This window comes from Amycolatopsis sp. NPDC006125 (assembly GCF_040614195.1).
GTDB lineage: Bacteria > Actinomycetota > Actinomycetes > Mycobacteriales > Pseudonocardiaceae > Amycolatopsis_E > Amycolatopsis_E tucumanensis.
This window is the reverse complement of sequence record NZ_JBEXTZ010000151.1, coordinates 1-13,794: the sequence shown is the minus strand read 5'-3', so window position 1 is coordinate 13,794 and position 13,794 is coordinate 1. Positions and strand designations below refer to the sequence as shown.

Genomic DNA, 13,794 nt, shown 5'->3' with positions numbered 1-13,794 from the left:
AGGGCAGTTGCTCACGCTGCGCGAGTACCAGGTGCTCGCCGGCATGGCGCTGGGCATGACGAACGAGGAGATCGGTGCCGACCTCTACATCTCGGTCGACACCGTGAAAACCCACGCGCGTCGCCTGTTCCGCAAGCTCGACGTGAAGAACCGCACCCAGGCCGCGATGGCGGCCCCGGCCGCGCTGCGCCACCTCGTGGGAGGTGCCGCGTGACCGCCGCCCGCCAGCTCCTCGAGCGCCGCTACGTCGAGATGGACGAGGACGTGTTCTTCACGTTCTGCGCCTGGGCTGAGCGAGCCGGGTTCTGCATCGTCGAGCACCCGAAGGTTGCCGGCCAGCTGGTGGTCAAGGACCTCCCGCGCGGCCACATCGTCGCCGTGCCGCAACTGGGCTACACCCAGTTTCAGGCGCTGTTTGCGATCGCCAAGGGCATGTCCAACCCGGACATCGCCCGCGAGCTCGGCGTGCGCCTGAAAACCGTCAGGGAGCGGATCACCGCGCTGTTCCGCAACCTCGAGGTGCACGACCGTGCCGCCGCCGTCGACACCGCCTGGCGCCTCGGGATCTTGGGACACGAGCGATGAAGCGCAGCGCCGCGGTGATCACCGGCGACAACGCCGAGATCTTGTGCGCCACCAGCCCGGACGCGCACCGCACGCACGAGATGGACCGGGTGTGCGGCGGCGGCATCGACCAGCCCGCGTGGCCGGCCTGCCGCGAGCCCGGCACCTGGCTCATCCGGCGCTACCAGCACGCCTACTGCTCCGACCACGCCGCGATCCGCCTGCACACCTGGCACCTCTGGGGAGGCCTCCCGTGAACAAGCACGCCCTCGCGCGCGCCGTCCTCGACGAATGGCGACGCGAGATCGACAGCACGCCGATCCCCATCCTCGTCGACACCGACACCGCCGTCGCGGTCGTGCTCGAAGCGGCGGCCGCGCCGCGGCGGCGCTGATCCGCAGCGGTAGCACCGGTGACCGGCGTCAACCACTCACCCACCCCCATCCCGAACCAGGAGAACACCATGAAGGTCGAACTGGACCTCAACGAGATGCTCGGCATGCAGTACGACGAGGACGGCGATCCCGTCGGCCAGCGTGAGCTGCGCGACGTCATCGTCAGCTCCGCCGCCGAGCAGCTCGTCCGCGAGATCCGGAAGGAGGCCCTGCGCGGCATCCTCAGCAAGGTCGATGCAGTCGTGCAGGACGAGGTCCGCACCATCGTCCAGACCGCGCTGTCGCAGCCGATCCAGCGCACCACAGCGTGGGGCGAACCCCAGGGCGAGCCGACGTCCGTGCTGGAGATCGTGCGCGAGCACGTCGGGAAGTACCTCGAAGGAACCGGCCGCCGCCGCGACTCCCGCAACCGCGAGCCGCAGAACCTGCGCGAGCTCATCGACGATTCCGTTCGCGACGTCCTCAACAAGGAGATGACGCAGGCAGTCAACGACGCGCGCACGAAGGTCAACACCGAGATCCGCGACCACGCACTCAAGGCCGCCGCCAACGCGCTCACCGCGCGCCTCTGAAGCCGCTGGGCCGCCCGCTGTGTCCCGATCACCGCGGGCGGCCCGGCATCCACTACACCAACGAACGAAGGGGGCGAGCGTGGATCTCCAGCATCTCACCGCGCACCAGCCAGCCGAAGCCGTCCACGACGGCCAGAAGACCGTCATCTGCCCGACCTGCCGCACGCCGTTCCCGTGCGAGGTCAACACGAGCACGACCCGGGCGATGATCCGGCCGCTGCCCGAGCTGACCCCCACCGAAAGCTCGACCCTGCACGTGCTCGCCGGCTACATCGCGGCCGTCGGGCGCCCGCCGCTGCTGCGGGAGCTGGCCGCCGCGCTGAACACGCCCCGCGGCACCGTGCGCGGCCGGATCGACCGGCTCGTCACGAAGGGCTACATCACCCGCGAGCCGCGCATCGGCCGCGGCCTGCGCATCGTGAACGGGGCCATCTGATGGCACGCGAGCACGCGCGGGTCTTCACCCGCATCTGGTCCGACCTGGACTGGCGCAAGCTGCCGCCGCTCGAGCAGCGCCTGTACTTCCTCCTGCTGTCCCAGGGCAACGTCACGCAGGCCGGCGTGCTGCCGCTGCAGGCCCGCAAGTGGGCCAAGGGATCCGACTACACCACCGAGGAAGAGATCGCGGCCACGCTCGCCTCCCTGGCCGAGCACCGATTCGTGGTGGTCGACGAGGACACCGAGGAGGTGCTGATCCGCTCGTTCATCCGCAACGACGGCGTGCTGAAGATCCCGAACGTGTTCAAGGCGGCGCTGAAGGCCGCCCTCACGGTGGAATCGCCGAAGCTGCGGCAGGCGCTCGCAACCGAGCTTCGACGGCTGCGCCGCAAGGACGCGAACACCGTTGCTGACGAACTGTTCCCGATTGAATCGGTAACCCATCCCGAACCTATCCCGAACGGTTCGCGAACCAATCCCGAACCCGTAAAGGATCGAGACGAGTTCCCGGAACCCCACGGGGAAGGGGTAGGGGAAGGGGAAGGGGAACCTCTTGCAGGTGGTTCAGTTGGGGGGTCGCGCGCGCCCGCGAGCACGTACCCGCGCGAGGCGCCTCCCACCGAGCAGCGCCCGCCTGCCCAGTGCCGCAAGCACCTCGGCCACACCGACCCGCCGCCCTGCCGCGGCTGCGCCACCGCCCGCGAAGCCGCCGAAGCCTGGGATGCCCAGCAGCGCCACGCCCACCACGACGCCCGCTCCGCCGAAGCCCGCCAACGCGCCGCCGACCGAGCCGCCGCCATCGCCAACTGCGCCCTGTGCGACCCCGCCGGCTACATCGGCACCCAGCTCTGCGACCACGACCCCGACGCCACCGCCCGCGCCGCCCGCGGCCGCGCACTCGTCGAGGCCGAACTCGCCGCACGCCGCACCACCGCCACCCAGGAGACGACGTGACCCTCCCCGGCTACTTCGAAGCCATCTCCGCCGACTGGGAGACCTACTCGCCCATGCCCCGCACCGCCGTCGTCCGGCTCATCGCGCTCATGTGCGAGCTCTCCGGCAACCACGCCCTCGCCACCGCCGGCCCCGCCATCGTCGACGCCTGGGGCACCCAAGCCGCCATCGGCAACTGGGACACCCAGACCGCCATGCAAGCCGTCCGCGACTTCCACGCCCGCCGCCCGCGCCCCATGTGGACCGGCGGACCCAACGCGGGCCAACCCCGCCACATCCTCCCCAGCGACATCACCGACTTCATCCAGCTCGCCCGGCAGGTCCCGGTTGACCCAAGACGCCTTGACCAGCGAGGCCCGGCATGACCCGCCGCAAGCCCCGAGGACGGGACGGGCGCTTCGGCCTCTTCGACAACCAGCCCGGCGCGGCCGACGCCCCGGCCGAGATCCAGGACAACCCGCTCCTCAACCCGTGCAGCCACTGCAACGCCACGGTCCGCCAGCCCTGCACCCGCCCCGGCCCCCGCGGCACACGCATCCCGCTCAAGGGCTTCCACGACGCCCGCAAGCAGAGCGCGCCCGCCTGACCCTTCGACCCGCCCCACCCAGGAAAAGCCAGATGAGGAGACGACTACCGATGCCTGAAACCGAACGCTTCCACCTCGGACACCTGCTGTCGATCACCACCGGAGTCATGCTCAGCCCGGACGGAGTGGGCGGCATCTACCGGATCATCGACCACACCACGGGCCAGCCGCACATGACGCACCAGCTGCCGCGAGCGGCTGAGGAGATCGCGCCCTACCTCACCGAGCAGCACCCGTGGCTCGCCGAGATCACGTGCGGCGGGTTCGACAACGAGGCCGACTACCACGGGTGGATGGATGAGCAGGTCGCCCGGTACGGCGAGTGGCACGCCGTGACGCCGATGCCGCCCGGCCAGTACGTGGGTCGGAACCCGTTGGAGGAGCTCCGCGAGATGGCGCCCGGCGTGCCGATCATCGCCGTCGAGATGCCCGAGGGAGGGGCTGACCCCCGATGACCACCTCGGATCAGGCCGCCAAGATCAACCGGGCCTTCCCCGAGCTCGCCAGCACTCCCGACCAGATGAAGCCGTTCATGCAGGAGCACCACGGCGTGTGGGTGTGCTACATCGGTGAGGACGGCGACGTGATCGCCCTCGGCCACCACGAACCGCGGCGCGTGCTCGCCGCGTTCAACCGCATCGCTCGCAAGGAGTGCGGCCTCGTCAACCTCGTCGACGACCGCAACGCCCGGTACGTCGAGGTCGCCCGCGAGCTGCACTGGCGCATGGCCCGCCTGGTCACCGCCTGCGAAGCACCCGAGCACGACCAGGACATCGAGGAACGCGGCTACTGCTACCACTGCGTCAGCCTCAAGGACGGCGGCTTCTGGGTCGACTGGTCCGACCCCGAGCACCCCGACGCCTTCCCGATCACGACCTGGGAGGCCTGACCGATGACCACCCACAACGAACACCGCGAAGAACTGGTCGAGCTGCTCGAAGACGCCGTCTACGACATCGACCCCAACGACGGCGACAACCTGCTCGCCCGCAACCCCCTCGTCGCCGCCGACGCGATCCTCAACGCGGGCTGGCGGAAGCAGGGGGTCGCACACCCGGACGAGGTCACCGCCGAGGTCGCCGAGATGCTGCGGGCCGACTACGACACCGAACACGACGCCTCGCACCTGCACTGGCAGGACTTCGAGCCCCAGGCCCGGAAGATCGTTGCGGCGGTGAAGCGCCACCTCGCCGGGCAGGGGGCCGCAGACGACAACACGACCGCGCCCCAGCCCGGCGACCGCGTCCGCCTCACCTACGGCGACGGCAGCGGCCGCGAAGGCACCTGGGAACTGATCGACGGGAAGCCCGCGCTCCGGCTTGACGACGGGACGCTGCACGAGCACGTCACAGGGCAGGTCCGAAGGGACATCGTCTGGCGCGCTCAAGGCCAGGACGACGACACCACCCGACTCCGCGAGCACATCGAGCGTCTGGAGGCGGTCCGGGATGAGCTCGCCGTACAGCGCGATGAGCGCCAGGCCCGCATCGACGCCGTGCTTGAGGTCTGCCGCCAGGGCGAGTGGCAGGCCACCCGCTGGGAGCAGCCGTTCCCCGTCCCAGCGTGGGTGACCGACGTGCGCGCGGCCGCCACCCAGGTGTCCCAGCCACAGCCCACCGAGGACACCTGCCGCGCCTACGAGGTCGACGGCGAACCGGTGCGCGTCCACGGCGGCGGGCCGATGAGCGCCGAGGAGCAGGAAGCCCTGGCCGAGGTCGTGCGCGCCGCGAAACGCCGCCTCGAAGCCGAGGTGTCCCGGCCACAGCCCGAACCCGCGCGGCCGGCCGACGTGCCCAGGGACCTGAACGAGTCCGGCAGCGGCAAGGGATGGGACAACGCCATCGACTGGCTGCTCAACAGCCGCTACATGGACCCCGAGGCGCTCGAACACTTCTGGCACATGTGCGACGAGCGCACCGCCGAATGCGAGTGGTGCACGGAGGAACTCCGCGACACGGTGCACGAGCGCGCCGAGGTGTCCCGGCCACAGGAAGGACCCCAGCAGTGACCGCGCGCGAAGCCCTCGAAGCGTACGCAGGGCAGGAGAACCCCCGCGGGGTGCCGTTCCAGATCCTCGAAGCCGCCGCGCCGAAGGCGTTCGACGCCCTCCGCGCCGTCCTCGACATGCACCGGCCGGTCGACCGTGGCACTGGCCCGCAGTGCGCTGGCTGCGCCACCCACGTCACGTTCACGCCGTGGCCGTGCAAGAACGTCGCCGCGATCGAGGAGGCTCTCCGATGACCGACCCCACCTCCACCGACGCCCCCGACGTGTGGGACGCCACCATCCCGCCCGGCGGCTACGTGTGCGGCGTCTGCGGCATGCCGACCGAGTCCGAGCCGTGCCGCGAGCACCAGCCGCGCGCCACCGCCGAGATGTACGCCGAGGTGGCCCCGCACGACCCCGAGCTGCACGCCACGGAGATCGAGCGCATCAACTGCGACACCTGCAACCCGCCGCTCCCGCCCGCGCAGCCCGAAGGCCAGCCGCGGTGACCGGCCGGCGCATGGGCCGCGGCCCCGCCCTCGGCTACGTCTCCGCAGTCGCCGCCCTCTTCCTCGCCGGATGCGACACCGCCATCCCGCCCGACGCCCAGTACGGCGCCGTCTGCGTCGACCAGGCCACCGGGACCCGGCTCGACGACGACGCCTGCGGCGACTGGGACGACACCGGCAACGCCAGCACACCGGGCATGTTCTTCCTGTGGGTGCCGATGTCCAACGGCGCCACCGTGATCCCGCCCGTCGGGTCCCGCGTCCCTGCGAACGTCGGGATCCGCAACGTGCCCTCCGGTGCGCCAGTCGCGAAGGGCATGCCGAAGGCCGGAGGATCGGTCTCGTCCATCCAGCGCGGCGGGTTCGGCGTCAAGGCCGGCACCACCGGCGGCACCGGCGCGGAGGCCGGTGGGAGCGCCGGATCATGAACCGCGCATCGGCGGGTCACGCGCAACCGGCCCGGCTCGCGCGCCGGTTGCGCCGTGGCGCAACGCAAGAGGGGCCCGGCGACACTCCGGCCGCCAGGCCCCTCCTCGACCCCGCTGAGGCGATCTCAGCCCTTCGCGGGCTCCGGACGCGCGGCAGCCTCCACAAGGGACCGCGGGAACGCCCACGTCTTCCCGATCCGGAACGCGCCATACCGGCCCTTCTCGGCCTGCAGGCGCACCGCCTGCTCGGTCCGACCGAGCACCGCGGCCGCCTCCGCCACCGACAGCAACGGCGGAATCGGCGGCTGCTCCTGCCGGTCCTGGAACTCGGCGTCCGTCATCGCCTCCAGGTAGACCGGCGTGTGCCAGCCGAGGCCGGCGCGCTTGATCAGGTCCGGGACGACGAGGAACGCGAGATCCGTGGCCTGGCGCAGCACCTCGGCCTGCAGCGTCAGGTGCACCGCCAGCCAGCCGGATGGCGACGGCGACCGCGACCACGCGGCGTGGTAGCCGGCGCCGACCTCGGCGAGCGTGTCGAGCTGGTCCTCGGTCAGGCTGTCGGCCGGCAGATCGACGGCGACGTACAGGGCGAATTCGGCCATGGCTTCGGGTTCCTTCCGTGGGCGATACTGGGGTCGGCCCCGGCCAGCCACTCTCTGGCCGGGGCCTCCGCGTCACTTCGGGGGCCAGATGAAGCCCGCCCGCCGGAGCGCCGCGATGAAGTTGCGGATCGCCCGCCGGTCACCCGGTGTCCCCGAGTATGTGGTCACGAAGACCCCGTCTCGGTAGACCACGGGGTGGCCTCGCTTCGTGGTCCGGATCTCGAACCCCTGCCGCTCGGCCTCCCGGAGGACCTTCCGCGCGTCCTTGTCCATCCTGTCTCACCTCCTTTCGTTTCCGCAAGAAGCGTAACACATGGACTTGCGGAAACGAAAGGGTTGGGACATGTCGCGGAAGGTGACTAGCTAGACAACTTGCTGGCATTACGCGACATAGCTAGTCAACTTCGCCTGTCGGCGACGCGTATCAGGACTTGCGGAAACGAAAGGTACGGCGCTATGGTGGACACACCCCACCCACCAACCACCCAGGAGGTCCAGATGGCCACCACCACCGACCAGGCCGGCGCCCGCGTCGAGGAAGGCGACTTCGTTCGCTACCACGGCAGCAAGGCCGCCCAGTGCCCGGTGACGCTGCTCAAGGTCACCTTCGTCGGGCGTGACGGCCGCATGAACCTCGCCGACGAAGGGGCCTTCCCCGTCCGCCTCGCGGGCGTCCGACCAGCGAGCGTCACCCGCGACTGCTGACCACCCGTCGCCGCCCGGAACCACCGGGCGGCGACCCTCCAGAAAGGACACTGAAGTGACCGAACTTGCTACCGAAAATGCCGGCGAATATGCCAGCTCCCCGGCGAGCGGCCACAGCCCGGAGGAGGACGTGGTCGCCACCGTGCTCGGCCTCGTGCACGACGCCCTCTGCCACCGCTGCGGCGACACCGGCACCGGCTTCGACATTCGCTCCGCCGATCTCGGCAAGGTCCGCACCGCGCTGCGCCGGGCCTACCCGCACGGGCTCGTACCTGGCGAAGCGCTGGCTGCGGCGCGGCGCGAGCGGGACCTGGCGGTCGCCCACGACCGGCAGCCGTACCCGACCGCCTGGGCCTACGAGAAGGCCTGCCAGATCATCCGGGCGCGCGACGCCGAGCTGGCCGAGCTGCGCGAGCACCACGGCCACTGCCTGACGACCACCGCGGAGGCTGACCGTGCCTGAGATCGACCCGGACCGCGATCTGGAGGTCGCGCTCGACTCCGCGCGGATCGCCCGCGTCCTGCCGAACGGCGCGGCCGAGACCGCCCGCGCGATCGGCTGGGAACCGCGGCGCGCCTTCGTGCAGCACCTGGTCTCCGGAGCAGTCGGCGTCGTCCTCGTCCAGCACTCGCCCACCGAGTGGACCGCGGACTTCGGCGCCGGCCCAAGCCGGTGCGCCGCGCCCGACTGCGAACCCTGGGAGCCTGCCGAGGTGCCAGCGCCATGACGACGCTCCCGCACCACGAGGCAGGGGACTGGCCCGACGTCGGCAACGACGACGTCCCCTGCTGCATGGGCTCCGCGCAGCACGGCGCCCGCGGCTGCACCTGCTGGCAGCCCATCTACGACCTCGCCCAGATGCCGCCCCGCACCGGCCTGGAGCCCGGCACACGGGACGGCATGTGCGACGGCTGCGCGTACCGGCCCCGCTCGCCCGAGCGGACCGGCGCCCCGGACGCCGCGGCCGACCTCGACGACCTCGAACGGCTCGCCGCCACCGGCCAGCCGTTCTGGTGCCACGAAGGCATGCGACGCCCGCTCGAATGGCGACACCCCTCCGGCGCGACCGTGCCCGGCTCGCCACTGGACTACCAGCCCCCGTTCATCGACGGCGTGCCGTACCGGGCCAACGGCACCCCGGCCGCGCGATGCGGCGGCTGGGCAGCGGTCCGGCGCAAGCACCAGAAACGAGGAGAGGAGAGCTCGTGCTCCCACGCCGAGACAACCGCGACCAACGCGACACCAGCGGCAACCCATGCCCCATGTGCCGGACCAGCCCCGGCTGGACCAAGGACGCCGACGGCAACGACGAACCCTGCGGCTGGTGCACCGGCACCGGGCGAACATGAGGTGACCCGGTGACCGCGCAGCTGGTGTTCGAGGTCGACGTGCCGCTCGTGGTCCAGCCCACTCGCCCGCGGTCCCGGAAGCGGCCGGTGACCAAGCTGCCTGCCGGCAAGCCGCTCACTCTGAACCAGCACCACAACCCGTTCGCGAAGGCCAAGCTCGTCGAGCAGATCCGCGAAGGCACCGGCTGGGCCGCGCTCGCCGCCATGAAACGCCACCGCGTCGGCCGCCAGGACCACATCACGGTGCAACTGCACTACCGGCCCGGCGACAGACGCCGGCGCGACACCGACAACCTCATCGCCTCCCAGAAGCCGGCCGTCGACGGGCTCGTCGACGCCCGCCTCATCCCCGACGACAACCCGAGCCACCTCACCTGGTTCCCACCCGAGATCCACACCGACCCCGGCCCCCGGCGCCTCTGGCTCGAAATCCGGCTCGACCAGCCCCCCGCTTGAAACACTGACCGAAGGAGGTTGACATGCCCACCAACAGCGACAACCGGTCCGCTGACGAACAGATCGCCTCGGAAGAGGTCCGCACTGCCGTCGTCGACCTCAAGCGCCAAGGCAAGACGTTCCAGCAGATCGGCGAAGAACTCGGCTTCACCAAGCAGCGCGCCCACCAGCTGTACTGGGAGACCATCCGCGAGACCAAGTTCGAAGCCGTCGCCACCTACCGGGCCGCCGAGCTGCACAAGCTCGACGCGATGGAACGCGCCGTACAGGGCGTCCTCGACCGCGAGCACGTCGTGGTGTCCCACGGCCGCGTGGTGTGGGCGCAGGACCTCGTGCTCGACGAGGACGGGCACCCGAGGCGGGACGACAAGGGCGAGTTCGTGATCCGCTACGGGGCGCCGCTCGTCGACGACGGCCCGCTCCTCGAAGCCGTCGACCGGCTCCTCAAGATCCAGGCCGCCCGCCGGGCGATCCTCGGCCTCGACACCCCCGTGAAGCAGCAGATCGAGACCGACCAGACCGTGAAGTACATCGTCGAAGGCGTCGACACGGAAGCGATGAAATGAGGGCGGCCGCGGGTTGGCGATCGTCGCCAGGAACAACATCAGCAGCTGGGACGATGAACCCGATCAAGACCAGCGCCCAACAGGAGCGACAGTGCCGAACCTCGACGTGATCCTGACCGGCAGCTTCACCCTCGCCGCCGGCCTCGGCGGGGTGTGGCTGACCCAGCGCCACACCGCAGCCGAAGCGCGCAGAACGCGGGCCGAGGCCAGGCGCGTGGAGCAGCGCGCGCTCATCAGTGAGGTCCTCACCGTCGGCAGGGCCAAGCTCGACGCCGCGTTGCTGATCCTTCCTGCTATCGGGTCCTTCACCCAGAAGGATCACCACGAGTTCATGGACACCGACAGCGGGAAGGGGATGCGAGAGTCGAACGAGCGCTTCATCCGTGCGCTCGTCACCGCGAACTTGCAGGTCGGGGACCCCGGCCTGCTGAGCGCCATCGCGAAGGTTAAGGCGCTCAACGACGACTTCGCCAGCAAGGTCATGGGACCGGCGTTGTGGAAGGACGGCCCCGGATGGCAGGCGGGGATGCCGCATGCCCTTGCGTTGGGCGCCGCGCTCGATGACTTGGAATTCGAGGCTGCCGCCCTCATGCGCGTCCCGGTTGCGCTTCCGGACCCCGCGCTGGTGCGCGCCTGGCGCTGGGTCAGGGAGCGCGGCCGGCTCAGGCGGGCGGCCAGGTGGCCGGGGCGCCAGCTGAACAGGCTCTACCGCTGGTGGTTCGCGATGGACCCGAAGCCAAGGCGATGACGTCAGCTCGCGTCGCTGCGTCGCGGTGCCGGGCCGGGCTTGCGCTTCCGGTTCTTGGCGAAGTGTTCGGCGGCCGACTTCAGCCAGTACCCGGGCACGACCGGGGTCGGGAACGGGTGCGGCTTGCCCTCGCGGGCCGCGGCCGCGCGCTTGCTCTCCAGGTCGTAGATCCACTGCTTCCGCACGCCGCACAGCTCCGCGAACTCGGCGGCCGACACCATCGGCGGGATCGACGAGTTCGAGAGCCGGCGCTCGACCTCGGCGTAGGAGAGGGCTTCGGCCGCGTCCCACCCTGTGACCGTGTAGCCGCTGCCGGCCAGCTCCTCGAGCAACGCTGCACGCGCTTGAGCGAGCGCGTCGACGGGGTCGGTGGTGGTGCTGGTCATCGTGATGGTGAACGCGGTCTCGTGCTCGCCGACCGACAGCAGGCGTTCGCCGGCGATGCGGCGCCCGAGCGCGAAGACGTGTTCACGGGGGACTGGCCGGTCGAGGACCACCGAGAGGGTGATGTTCCAGGGCTCCATGTCGTCTATCCTGCCTTAATGCTTGACTCCGTTCAAGTATCACGGGTGGCGGTACGCTGGGAAAGCTGGCCGGGGGTGCTAGTTCCACCCCCGGCCAGCCCGCGATCACTCGCTACGCGGCACTTCGCCGTGGACCTCCTCGCGGTGGTCCGGCGGCCAAGGCCACTGCAGCCCGTCCCAGACGATCCAGGTCAGCAGCACGCGCCGCAGGTAGCGGTCGTTGCCTTCCTGGAACAGCTCGATCGGGGCGAAGCGACCCTTGCCGTTCGGCGGCTCGATGAACACCGTGGCGTCCACGATGACCACCGTCCAGCCCTGGTCGCGCATCGCGAGGATGATCGCGATTCCCAGCTCTCCCATTCGTTGTCACCTCCTCTCTGTTGGGGTGACCCCAGTCTAGCCGAGATAGACGAGAAAAGTCAAGTAATCTGGATGAGTACTCGACGGGGCAGTAACGAACGGGGGGTATGCGCGACACCTAGGCCGTGCAGACCATCGGGTACTGGGACGCGTGGTGGGCTTGGTGGCACGGACGCTCGCTCGCCGGCTACGAGATGTGGGGACTGCCCACCTTGTGGTGGGGCCGGATTGGCAAGCTCCTGCAGTTCGCTGGCGGCCTCATCGCCGTGCTCGATCTGATCGGTCCCGCACGCTTGGCGCGACTTCAGCGTGCCCTTCTGCCGTTCGCACGTCAGGTGCGCGAGATCGAAACGCGCGAAGGAACCCGTCGTCTTGGGCGACTTCGGTCAGCGGTCACTGTGATCCTGCTCGGTGTGGCTGTCCTCGTGGGGATCGGCTCGATCACCGGACGCGTGCTCGCGATCATCGCGGCCGGTATGGCTGGCCTAGCGCTTCTGTGGGGCTTCCTCGCGGGGGTCTTGTACGTTTTCGTGGTGCTAATCGGGGCGCAGCGGGGGAATCATCCTGTGCGATGGGTCGCCTTCCTCATCATCGTGGTCGGGTTTCAATTCGACCTTCTGGCGTCCTAGATCTACTCGTGTCGGCACAGGCGCTACCTTGATCTCATGCAGCAAGGGCAGGTATCAGTCTGGGTGCCGATCGTTGTCGGCGTAATCGGCCTCGTCGGCGTCATCGCCGGGCAGCTCGTCAATGCATGGCGTGAGGATCGCCGATGGACGCGCGAGCAAGAGCGCGAGGAAATTCGCTGGAACCGCCAGCGAAAGTCTGAAGAAGATGCCCGATCACACTCAAGTTTGATCGACTTTCGTGATCGGCGAATCGGACTGTACGTTGAATATCTGCAGGTGTTCCAGGAGATTCGAGAGGTGGCGTTCGAGCTACTCTTCTGTAAAGATGTCGATGAGTACAACAAGTTTCGCGACATCTGGTTCGGGAAGTTTGAAGAGCTGACAGCAGTTCGACTGCGGCTGTCACTGGTTGCGTCGGGCCAAGTGGTTAAGGGAATCGGCCAGGGGGACACCTTAGTGATTCCGCCGGCGCGACTCTACGTACTTTCGGATGGCCCGACGCCCGGTGAACTGCTTCAGGATGGTCAAGAGAAGGTCGGGACGACGTTCGCCGCGCTACAGGCGCACTTCCGTGCGGTGTTGAACTTGATGCGAGTCGAGTTGGGGGCTCAGGAGCTTATCGAGGACCAGGCCAGCGAGGAGTCGCGAACGTGATCGCCGAGGTCGTCGAGCTGTTCGGCGGCCCGAACGATGGTGCCGTGACCATCGCCCCACCCGGCGGCGACGGGCTCCCGGTCTCTGACCTCCTCGTGCCGCTCGACGGCAGCCAGCTGGAGTTCTACATCCGCACCACCCGATCCGCCACCACCCGCCGGTGGCGCTACCAGTTCGTAGGAGCAGCCTGATGACGCAGCCCGATCCGTTCGACGAGAAGCGCCACGAGGCGCTGATGACTCAGCAGCCGATCCGCTTCGCGCCGGACGTGACGCCCCCGGCCGTCCACAAGGCCGAGGGCCGGGTGGTCCGGTGCGCAACGCCGCACGCGGTGCTCGTGACCGACGACTGGCGCCTGGTCAACTGCGCCAGCTGCCGCGCTTCGGCGAGGCCTGCGGGGAGCCACTGATGCTCGGCCGCCTCCGTGAACGACTGCGGCAGCTCGTGCTCCGGCATACCCGCGTCTTCGTCTTCGTGCCCTTCGGCGCGACGAACGAGGATTGCCGCGCGCTCCGGGGCGACTACGAGGCCAGGTTCCCCGGTGCACGCGTCGAGCTGGTGGACGACATCGACAGCGACAGGAGGTTTCAGCCGTGAAGGTGAAGCCCGGCACCGCCCGCCGCCTGGGGCTCCGACCGCCTGTGCCGCGGCCTACCGGCGTCCTGGAGCTGCAGCACGAACTGACCCCGGCCGAGATGGCCGAGTTCGCCCGCGAATTCGCCGATGCCATCGGTACAGGGCAGCCCTGCGTGGTGATCTCCGGATGAC

Annotated in this window: 32 protein-coding genes; 28 read left to right on the top strand and 4 right to left on the bottom strand. The window is 69.7% G+C overall.

What is annotated here, in order from left to right; translation table 11 throughout:
• The 15 genes from ABZ193_RS40855 to ABZ193_RS40785 all read left to right on the top strand — a co-directional run.
• Positions 1–214: helix-turn-helix transcriptional regulator (locus ABZ193_RS40855; RefSeq protein ID WP_354714119.1), on the top strand; the 214-nt coding region annotated here is incomplete at its 5' end.
• The gene (locus ABZ193_RS40850) at positions 211–585 is read left to right on the top strand and encodes a LuxR C-terminal-related transcriptional regulator (RefSeq protein WP_354714117.1); all 375 of its coding nucleotides are present in this window, start codon (positions 211–213) and stop codon (positions 583–585) included. The genes ABZ193_RS40855 and ABZ193_RS40850, both read left to right, overlap by 4 nt.
• Positions 582–821, top strand: a complete 240-nt coding sequence (locus ABZ193_RS40845) for a hypothetical protein (protein WP_354714116.1) — start codon at positions 582–584, stop codon at positions 819–821. The genes ABZ193_RS40850 and ABZ193_RS40845 overlap by 4 nt, the downstream gene beginning before the upstream one ends.
• Positions 818–958 carry a hypothetical protein gene (locus tag ABZ193_RS40840; protein ID WP_354714114.1) on the top strand — a complete coding sequence of 47 codons (141 nt, stop codon included), beginning with the start codon at positions 818–820 and terminating at the stop codon, positions 956–958. The genes ABZ193_RS40845 and ABZ193_RS40840 overlap by 4 nt, the downstream gene beginning before the upstream one ends.
• Before the next feature lie 69 nt (positions 959–1,027).
• Positions 1,028–1,531, top strand: a complete 504-nt coding sequence (locus ABZ193_RS40835) for a hypothetical protein (protein WP_354714112.1) — start codon at positions 1,028–1,030, stop codon at positions 1,529–1,531.
• Between the two features lie 79 nt (positions 1,532–1,610).
• The gene (locus ABZ193_RS40830; RefSeq protein WP_354714110.1) at positions 1,611–1,967 is read left to right on the top strand and encodes a MarR family transcriptional regulator; all 357 of its coding nucleotides are present in this window, start codon (positions 1,611–1,613) and stop codon (positions 1,965–1,967) included.
• Complete coding sequence (locus tag ABZ193_RS40825; protein WP_354714108.1) at positions 1,967–2,923, top strand: hypothetical protein; 957 nt, start codon at positions 1,967–1,969, stop codon at positions 2,921–2,923. Before ABZ193_RS40830 ends, ABZ193_RS40825 begins: the two co-directional genes overlap by 1 nt.
• Positions 2,920–3,288, top strand: coding sequence for a hypothetical protein (locus ABZ193_RS40820; protein ID WP_354714106.1), 369 nt, complete (start codon positions 2,920–2,922; stop codon positions 3,286–3,288). The genes ABZ193_RS40825 and ABZ193_RS40820 overlap by 4 nt, the downstream gene beginning before the upstream one ends.
• Positions 3,285–3,509, top strand: coding sequence for a hypothetical protein (locus ABZ193_RS40815; protein ID WP_354714104.1), 225 nt, complete (start codon positions 3,285–3,287; stop codon positions 3,507–3,509). The genes ABZ193_RS40820 and ABZ193_RS40815 overlap by 4 nt, the downstream gene beginning before the upstream one ends.
• 50 nt (positions 3,510–3,559) lie before the next feature.
• On the top strand, positions 3,560–3,964 hold the full coding sequence (locus tag ABZ193_RS40810) for a hypothetical protein (protein WP_354714103.1): 405 nt from the start codon (positions 3,560–3,562) through the stop codon (positions 3,962–3,964).
• Entirely contained in the window at positions 3,961–4,398 is a 438-nt protein-coding gene (locus ABZ193_RS40805) for a hypothetical protein (RefSeq protein ID WP_354714101.1), read from the top strand. Before ABZ193_RS40810 ends, ABZ193_RS40805 begins: the two co-directional genes overlap by 4 nt.
• A gap of 3 nt (positions 4,399–4,401) precedes the next feature.
• Entirely contained in the window at positions 4,402–5,517 is a 1,116-nt protein-coding gene (locus tag ABZ193_RS40800; protein WP_354714099.1) for a hypothetical protein, read from the top strand.
• Complete coding sequence (locus tag ABZ193_RS40795; protein WP_027933717.1) at positions 5,514–5,750, top strand: hypothetical protein; 237 nt, start codon at positions 5,514–5,516, stop codon at positions 5,748–5,750. Before ABZ193_RS40800 ends, ABZ193_RS40795 begins: the two co-directional genes overlap by 4 nt.
• Positions 5,747–6,004, top strand: coding sequence for a hypothetical protein (locus ABZ193_RS40790; RefSeq protein WP_354714097.1), 258 nt, complete (start codon positions 5,747–5,749; stop codon positions 6,002–6,004). The genes ABZ193_RS40795 and ABZ193_RS40790 overlap by 4 nt, the downstream gene beginning before the upstream one ends.
• Positions 6,001–6,432 (top strand): hypothetical protein, encoded by a 432-nt coding sequence (locus ABZ193_RS40785; protein ID WP_354714095.1) that lies wholly within the window; start codon positions 6,001–6,003, stop codon positions 6,430–6,432. The genes ABZ193_RS40790 and ABZ193_RS40785 overlap by 4 nt, the downstream gene beginning before the upstream one ends.
• A gap of 125 nt (positions 6,433–6,557) precedes the next feature.
• Here the strand turns inward: ABZ193_RS40785 and ABZ193_RS40780 are convergent, their stop codons facing one another.
• Positions 6,558–7,034 (bottom strand): helix-turn-helix domain-containing protein, encoded by a 477-nt coding sequence (locus ABZ193_RS40780; RefSeq protein ID WP_354714093.1) that lies wholly within the window; start codon positions 7,032–7,034, stop codon positions 6,558–6,560.
• A 72-nt stretch (positions 7,035–7,106) separates the two neighbouring features.
• Positions 7,107–7,307, bottom strand: a complete 201-nt coding sequence (locus ABZ193_RS40775; protein ID WP_051362882.1) for a hypothetical protein — start codon at positions 7,305–7,307, stop codon at positions 7,107–7,109.
• 225 nt (positions 7,308–7,532) lie between these two features.
• On the opposite strand from ABZ193_RS40775, the gene ABZ193_RS40770 reads away from it, so the two are divergent.
• The 7 genes from ABZ193_RS40770 to ABZ193_RS40740 all read left to right on the top strand — a co-directional run bounded on the left by ABZ193_RS40770 (position 7,533) and on the right by ABZ193_RS40740 (position 10,859).
• The gene (locus tag ABZ193_RS40770; RefSeq protein WP_027933722.1) at positions 7,533–7,739 is read left to right on the top strand and encodes a hypothetical protein; all 207 of its coding nucleotides are present in this window, start codon (positions 7,533–7,535) and stop codon (positions 7,737–7,739) included.
• Positions 7,740–7,794: 55 nt separating this feature from the next.
• Positions 7,795–8,202 (top strand): hypothetical protein, encoded by a 408-nt coding sequence (locus ABZ193_RS40765; RefSeq protein ID WP_354714091.1) that lies wholly within the window; start codon positions 7,795–7,797, stop codon positions 8,200–8,202.
• A complete protein-coding gene (locus ABZ193_RS40760; RefSeq protein ID WP_354714089.1) occupies positions 8,195–8,467 on the top strand; it encodes a hypothetical protein in 273 nt (90 codons plus the stop codon). The genes ABZ193_RS40765 and ABZ193_RS40760 overlap by 8 nt, the downstream gene beginning before the upstream one ends.
• Entirely contained in the window at positions 8,464–9,102 is a 639-nt protein-coding gene (locus ABZ193_RS40755; RefSeq protein WP_354714087.1) for a hypothetical protein, read from the top strand. Before ABZ193_RS40760 ends, ABZ193_RS40755 begins: the two co-directional genes overlap by 4 nt.
• Complete coding sequence (locus tag ABZ193_RS40750; RefSeq protein ID WP_354714085.1) at positions 9,099–9,545, top strand: hypothetical protein; 447 nt, start codon at positions 9,099–9,101, stop codon at positions 9,543–9,545. Before ABZ193_RS40755 ends, ABZ193_RS40750 begins: the two co-directional genes overlap by 4 nt.
• Before the next feature lie 23 nt (positions 9,546–9,568).
• Positions 9,569–10,111, top strand: coding sequence for a hypothetical protein (locus ABZ193_RS40745; protein WP_354714084.1), 543 nt, complete (start codon positions 9,569–9,571; stop codon positions 10,109–10,111).
• 91 nt (positions 10,112–10,202) lie between these two features.
• A complete protein-coding gene (locus ABZ193_RS40740) occupies positions 10,203–10,859 on the top strand; it encodes a hypothetical protein (protein WP_354714082.1) in 657 nt (218 codons plus the stop codon).
• Between the two features lie 2 nt (positions 10,860–10,861).
• On the opposite strand, the gene ABZ193_RS40735 is transcribed toward ABZ193_RS40740, so the two are convergent.
• Both ABZ193_RS40735 and ABZ193_RS40730 read right to left on the bottom strand, forming a co-directional pair.
• The gene (locus ABZ193_RS40735; RefSeq protein WP_354714081.1) at positions 10,862–11,383 is read right to left on the bottom strand and encodes a hypothetical protein; all 522 of its coding nucleotides are present in this window, start codon (positions 11,381–11,383) and stop codon (positions 10,862–10,864) included.
• 105 nt (positions 11,384–11,488) lie between these two features.
• On the bottom strand, positions 11,489–11,743 hold the full coding sequence (locus tag ABZ193_RS40730) for a hypothetical protein (RefSeq protein WP_354714079.1): 255 nt from the start codon (positions 11,741–11,743) through the stop codon (positions 11,489–11,491).
• A gap of 125 nt (positions 11,744–11,868) precedes the next feature.
• Between ABZ193_RS40730 and ABZ193_RS40725 the strand changes: the two genes are divergently transcribed.
• From ABZ193_RS40725 to ABZ193_RS40700, 6 genes are read left to right on the top strand one after another with little or no spacing between them, the layout of a single operon-like run.
• On the top strand, positions 11,869–12,372 hold the full coding sequence (locus ABZ193_RS40725) for a hypothetical protein (protein WP_354714077.1): 504 nt from the start codon (positions 11,869–11,871) through the stop codon (positions 12,370–12,372).
• 36 nt (positions 12,373–12,408) lie between these two features.
• Positions 12,409–13,026: a hypothetical protein gene (locus ABZ193_RS40720; RefSeq protein WP_354714075.1), complete on the top strand. Its 618-nt coding sequence runs from the start codon at positions 12,409–12,411 to the stop codon at positions 13,024–13,026.
• Positions 13,023–13,217: a hypothetical protein gene (locus ABZ193_RS40715; RefSeq protein WP_354714073.1), complete on the top strand. Its 195-nt coding sequence runs from the start codon at positions 13,023–13,025 to the stop codon at positions 13,215–13,217. Before ABZ193_RS40720 ends, ABZ193_RS40715 begins: the two co-directional genes overlap by 4 nt.
• Positions 13,217–13,435, top strand: coding sequence for a hypothetical protein (locus ABZ193_RS40710; RefSeq protein ID WP_354714072.1), 219 nt, complete (start codon positions 13,217–13,219; stop codon positions 13,433–13,435). Before ABZ193_RS40715 ends, ABZ193_RS40710 begins: the two co-directional genes overlap by 1 nt.
• Positions 13,435–13,623, top strand: coding sequence for a hypothetical protein (locus ABZ193_RS40705; RefSeq protein ID WP_354714070.1), 189 nt, complete (start codon positions 13,435–13,437; stop codon positions 13,621–13,623). Before ABZ193_RS40710 ends, ABZ193_RS40705 begins: the two co-directional genes overlap by 1 nt.
• Entirely contained in the window at positions 13,620–13,793 is a 174-nt protein-coding gene (locus tag ABZ193_RS40700; protein WP_354714068.1) for a hypothetical protein, read from the top strand. Before ABZ193_RS40705 ends, ABZ193_RS40700 begins: the two co-directional genes overlap by 4 nt.
• The last annotated feature ends 1 nt before the right edge of the window (position 13,794 follow it).

Bases quoted from the DNA above. Each gene is read 5' to 3' on its own strand.
- ABZ193_RS40845 (WP_354714116.1), top strand. From the start codon at position 582: ATGAAGCGCAGCGCCGCGGTGATCACCGGCGACAACGCCGAGATCTTG.
- ABZ193_RS40835 (WP_354714112.1), top strand. From the start codon at position 1,028: ATGAAGGTCGAACTGGACCTCAACGAGATGCTCGGCATGCAGTACGAC.
- ABZ193_RS40825 (WP_354714108.1), top strand. From the start codon at position 1,967: ATGGCACGCGAGCACGCGCGGGTCTTCACCCGCATCTGGTCCGACCTG.
- ABZ193_RS40815 (WP_354714104.1), top strand. From the start codon at position 3,285: ATGACCCGCCGCAAGCCCCGAGGACGGGACGGGCGCTTCGGCCTCTTC.
- ABZ193_RS40810 (WP_354714103.1), top strand. From the start codon at position 3,560: ATGCCTGAAACCGAACGCTTCCACCTCGGACACCTGCTGTCGATCACC.
- ABZ193_RS40805 (WP_354714101.1), top strand. From the start codon at position 3,961: ATGACCACCTCGGATCAGGCCGCCAAGATCAACCGGGCCTTCCCCGAG.
- ABZ193_RS40800 (WP_354714099.1), top strand. From the start codon at position 4,402: ATGACCACCCACAACGAACACCGCGAAGAACTGGTCGAGCTGCTCGAA.
- ABZ193_RS40790 (WP_354714097.1), top strand. From the start codon at position 5,747: ATGACCGACCCCACCTCCACCGACGCCCCCGACGTGTGGGACGCCACC.
- ABZ193_RS40780 (WP_354714093.1), bottom strand. From the start codon at position 7,034: ATGGCCGAATTCGCCCTGTACGTCGCCGTCGATCTGCCGGCCGACAGC.
- ABZ193_RS40775 (WP_051362882.1), bottom strand. From the start codon at position 7,307: ATGGACAAGGACGCGCGGAAGGTCCTCCGGGAGGCCGAGCGGCAGGGG.
- ABZ193_RS40770 (WP_027933722.1), top strand. From the start codon at position 7,533: ATGGCCACCACCACCGACCAGGCCGGCGCCCGCGTCGAGGAAGGCGAC.
- ABZ193_RS40755 (WP_354714087.1), top strand. From the start codon at position 8,464: ATGACGACGCTCCCGCACCACGAGGCAGGGGACTGGCCCGACGTCGGC.
- ABZ193_RS40745 (WP_354714084.1), top strand. From the start codon at position 9,569: ATGCCCACCAACAGCGACAACCGGTCCGCTGACGAACAGATCGCCTCG.
- ABZ193_RS40735 (WP_354714081.1), bottom strand. From the start codon at position 11,383: ATGGAGCCCTGGAACATCACCCTCTCGGTGGTCCTCGACCGGCCAGTC.
- ABZ193_RS40730 (WP_354714079.1), bottom strand. From the start codon at position 11,743: ATGGGAGAGCTGGGAATCGCGATCATCCTCGCGATGCGCGACCAGGGC.
- ABZ193_RS40720 (WP_354714075.1), top strand. From the start codon at position 12,409: ATGCAGCAAGGGCAGGTATCAGTCTGGGTGCCGATCGTTGTCGGCGTA.
- ABZ193_RS40710 (WP_354714072.1), top strand. From the start codon at position 13,217: ATGACGCAGCCCGATCCGTTCGACGAGAAGCGCCACGAGGCGCTGATG.
- ABZ193_RS40705 (WP_354714070.1), top strand. From the start codon at position 13,435: ATGCTCGGCCGCCTCCGTGAACGACTGCGGCAGCTCGTGCTCCGGCAT.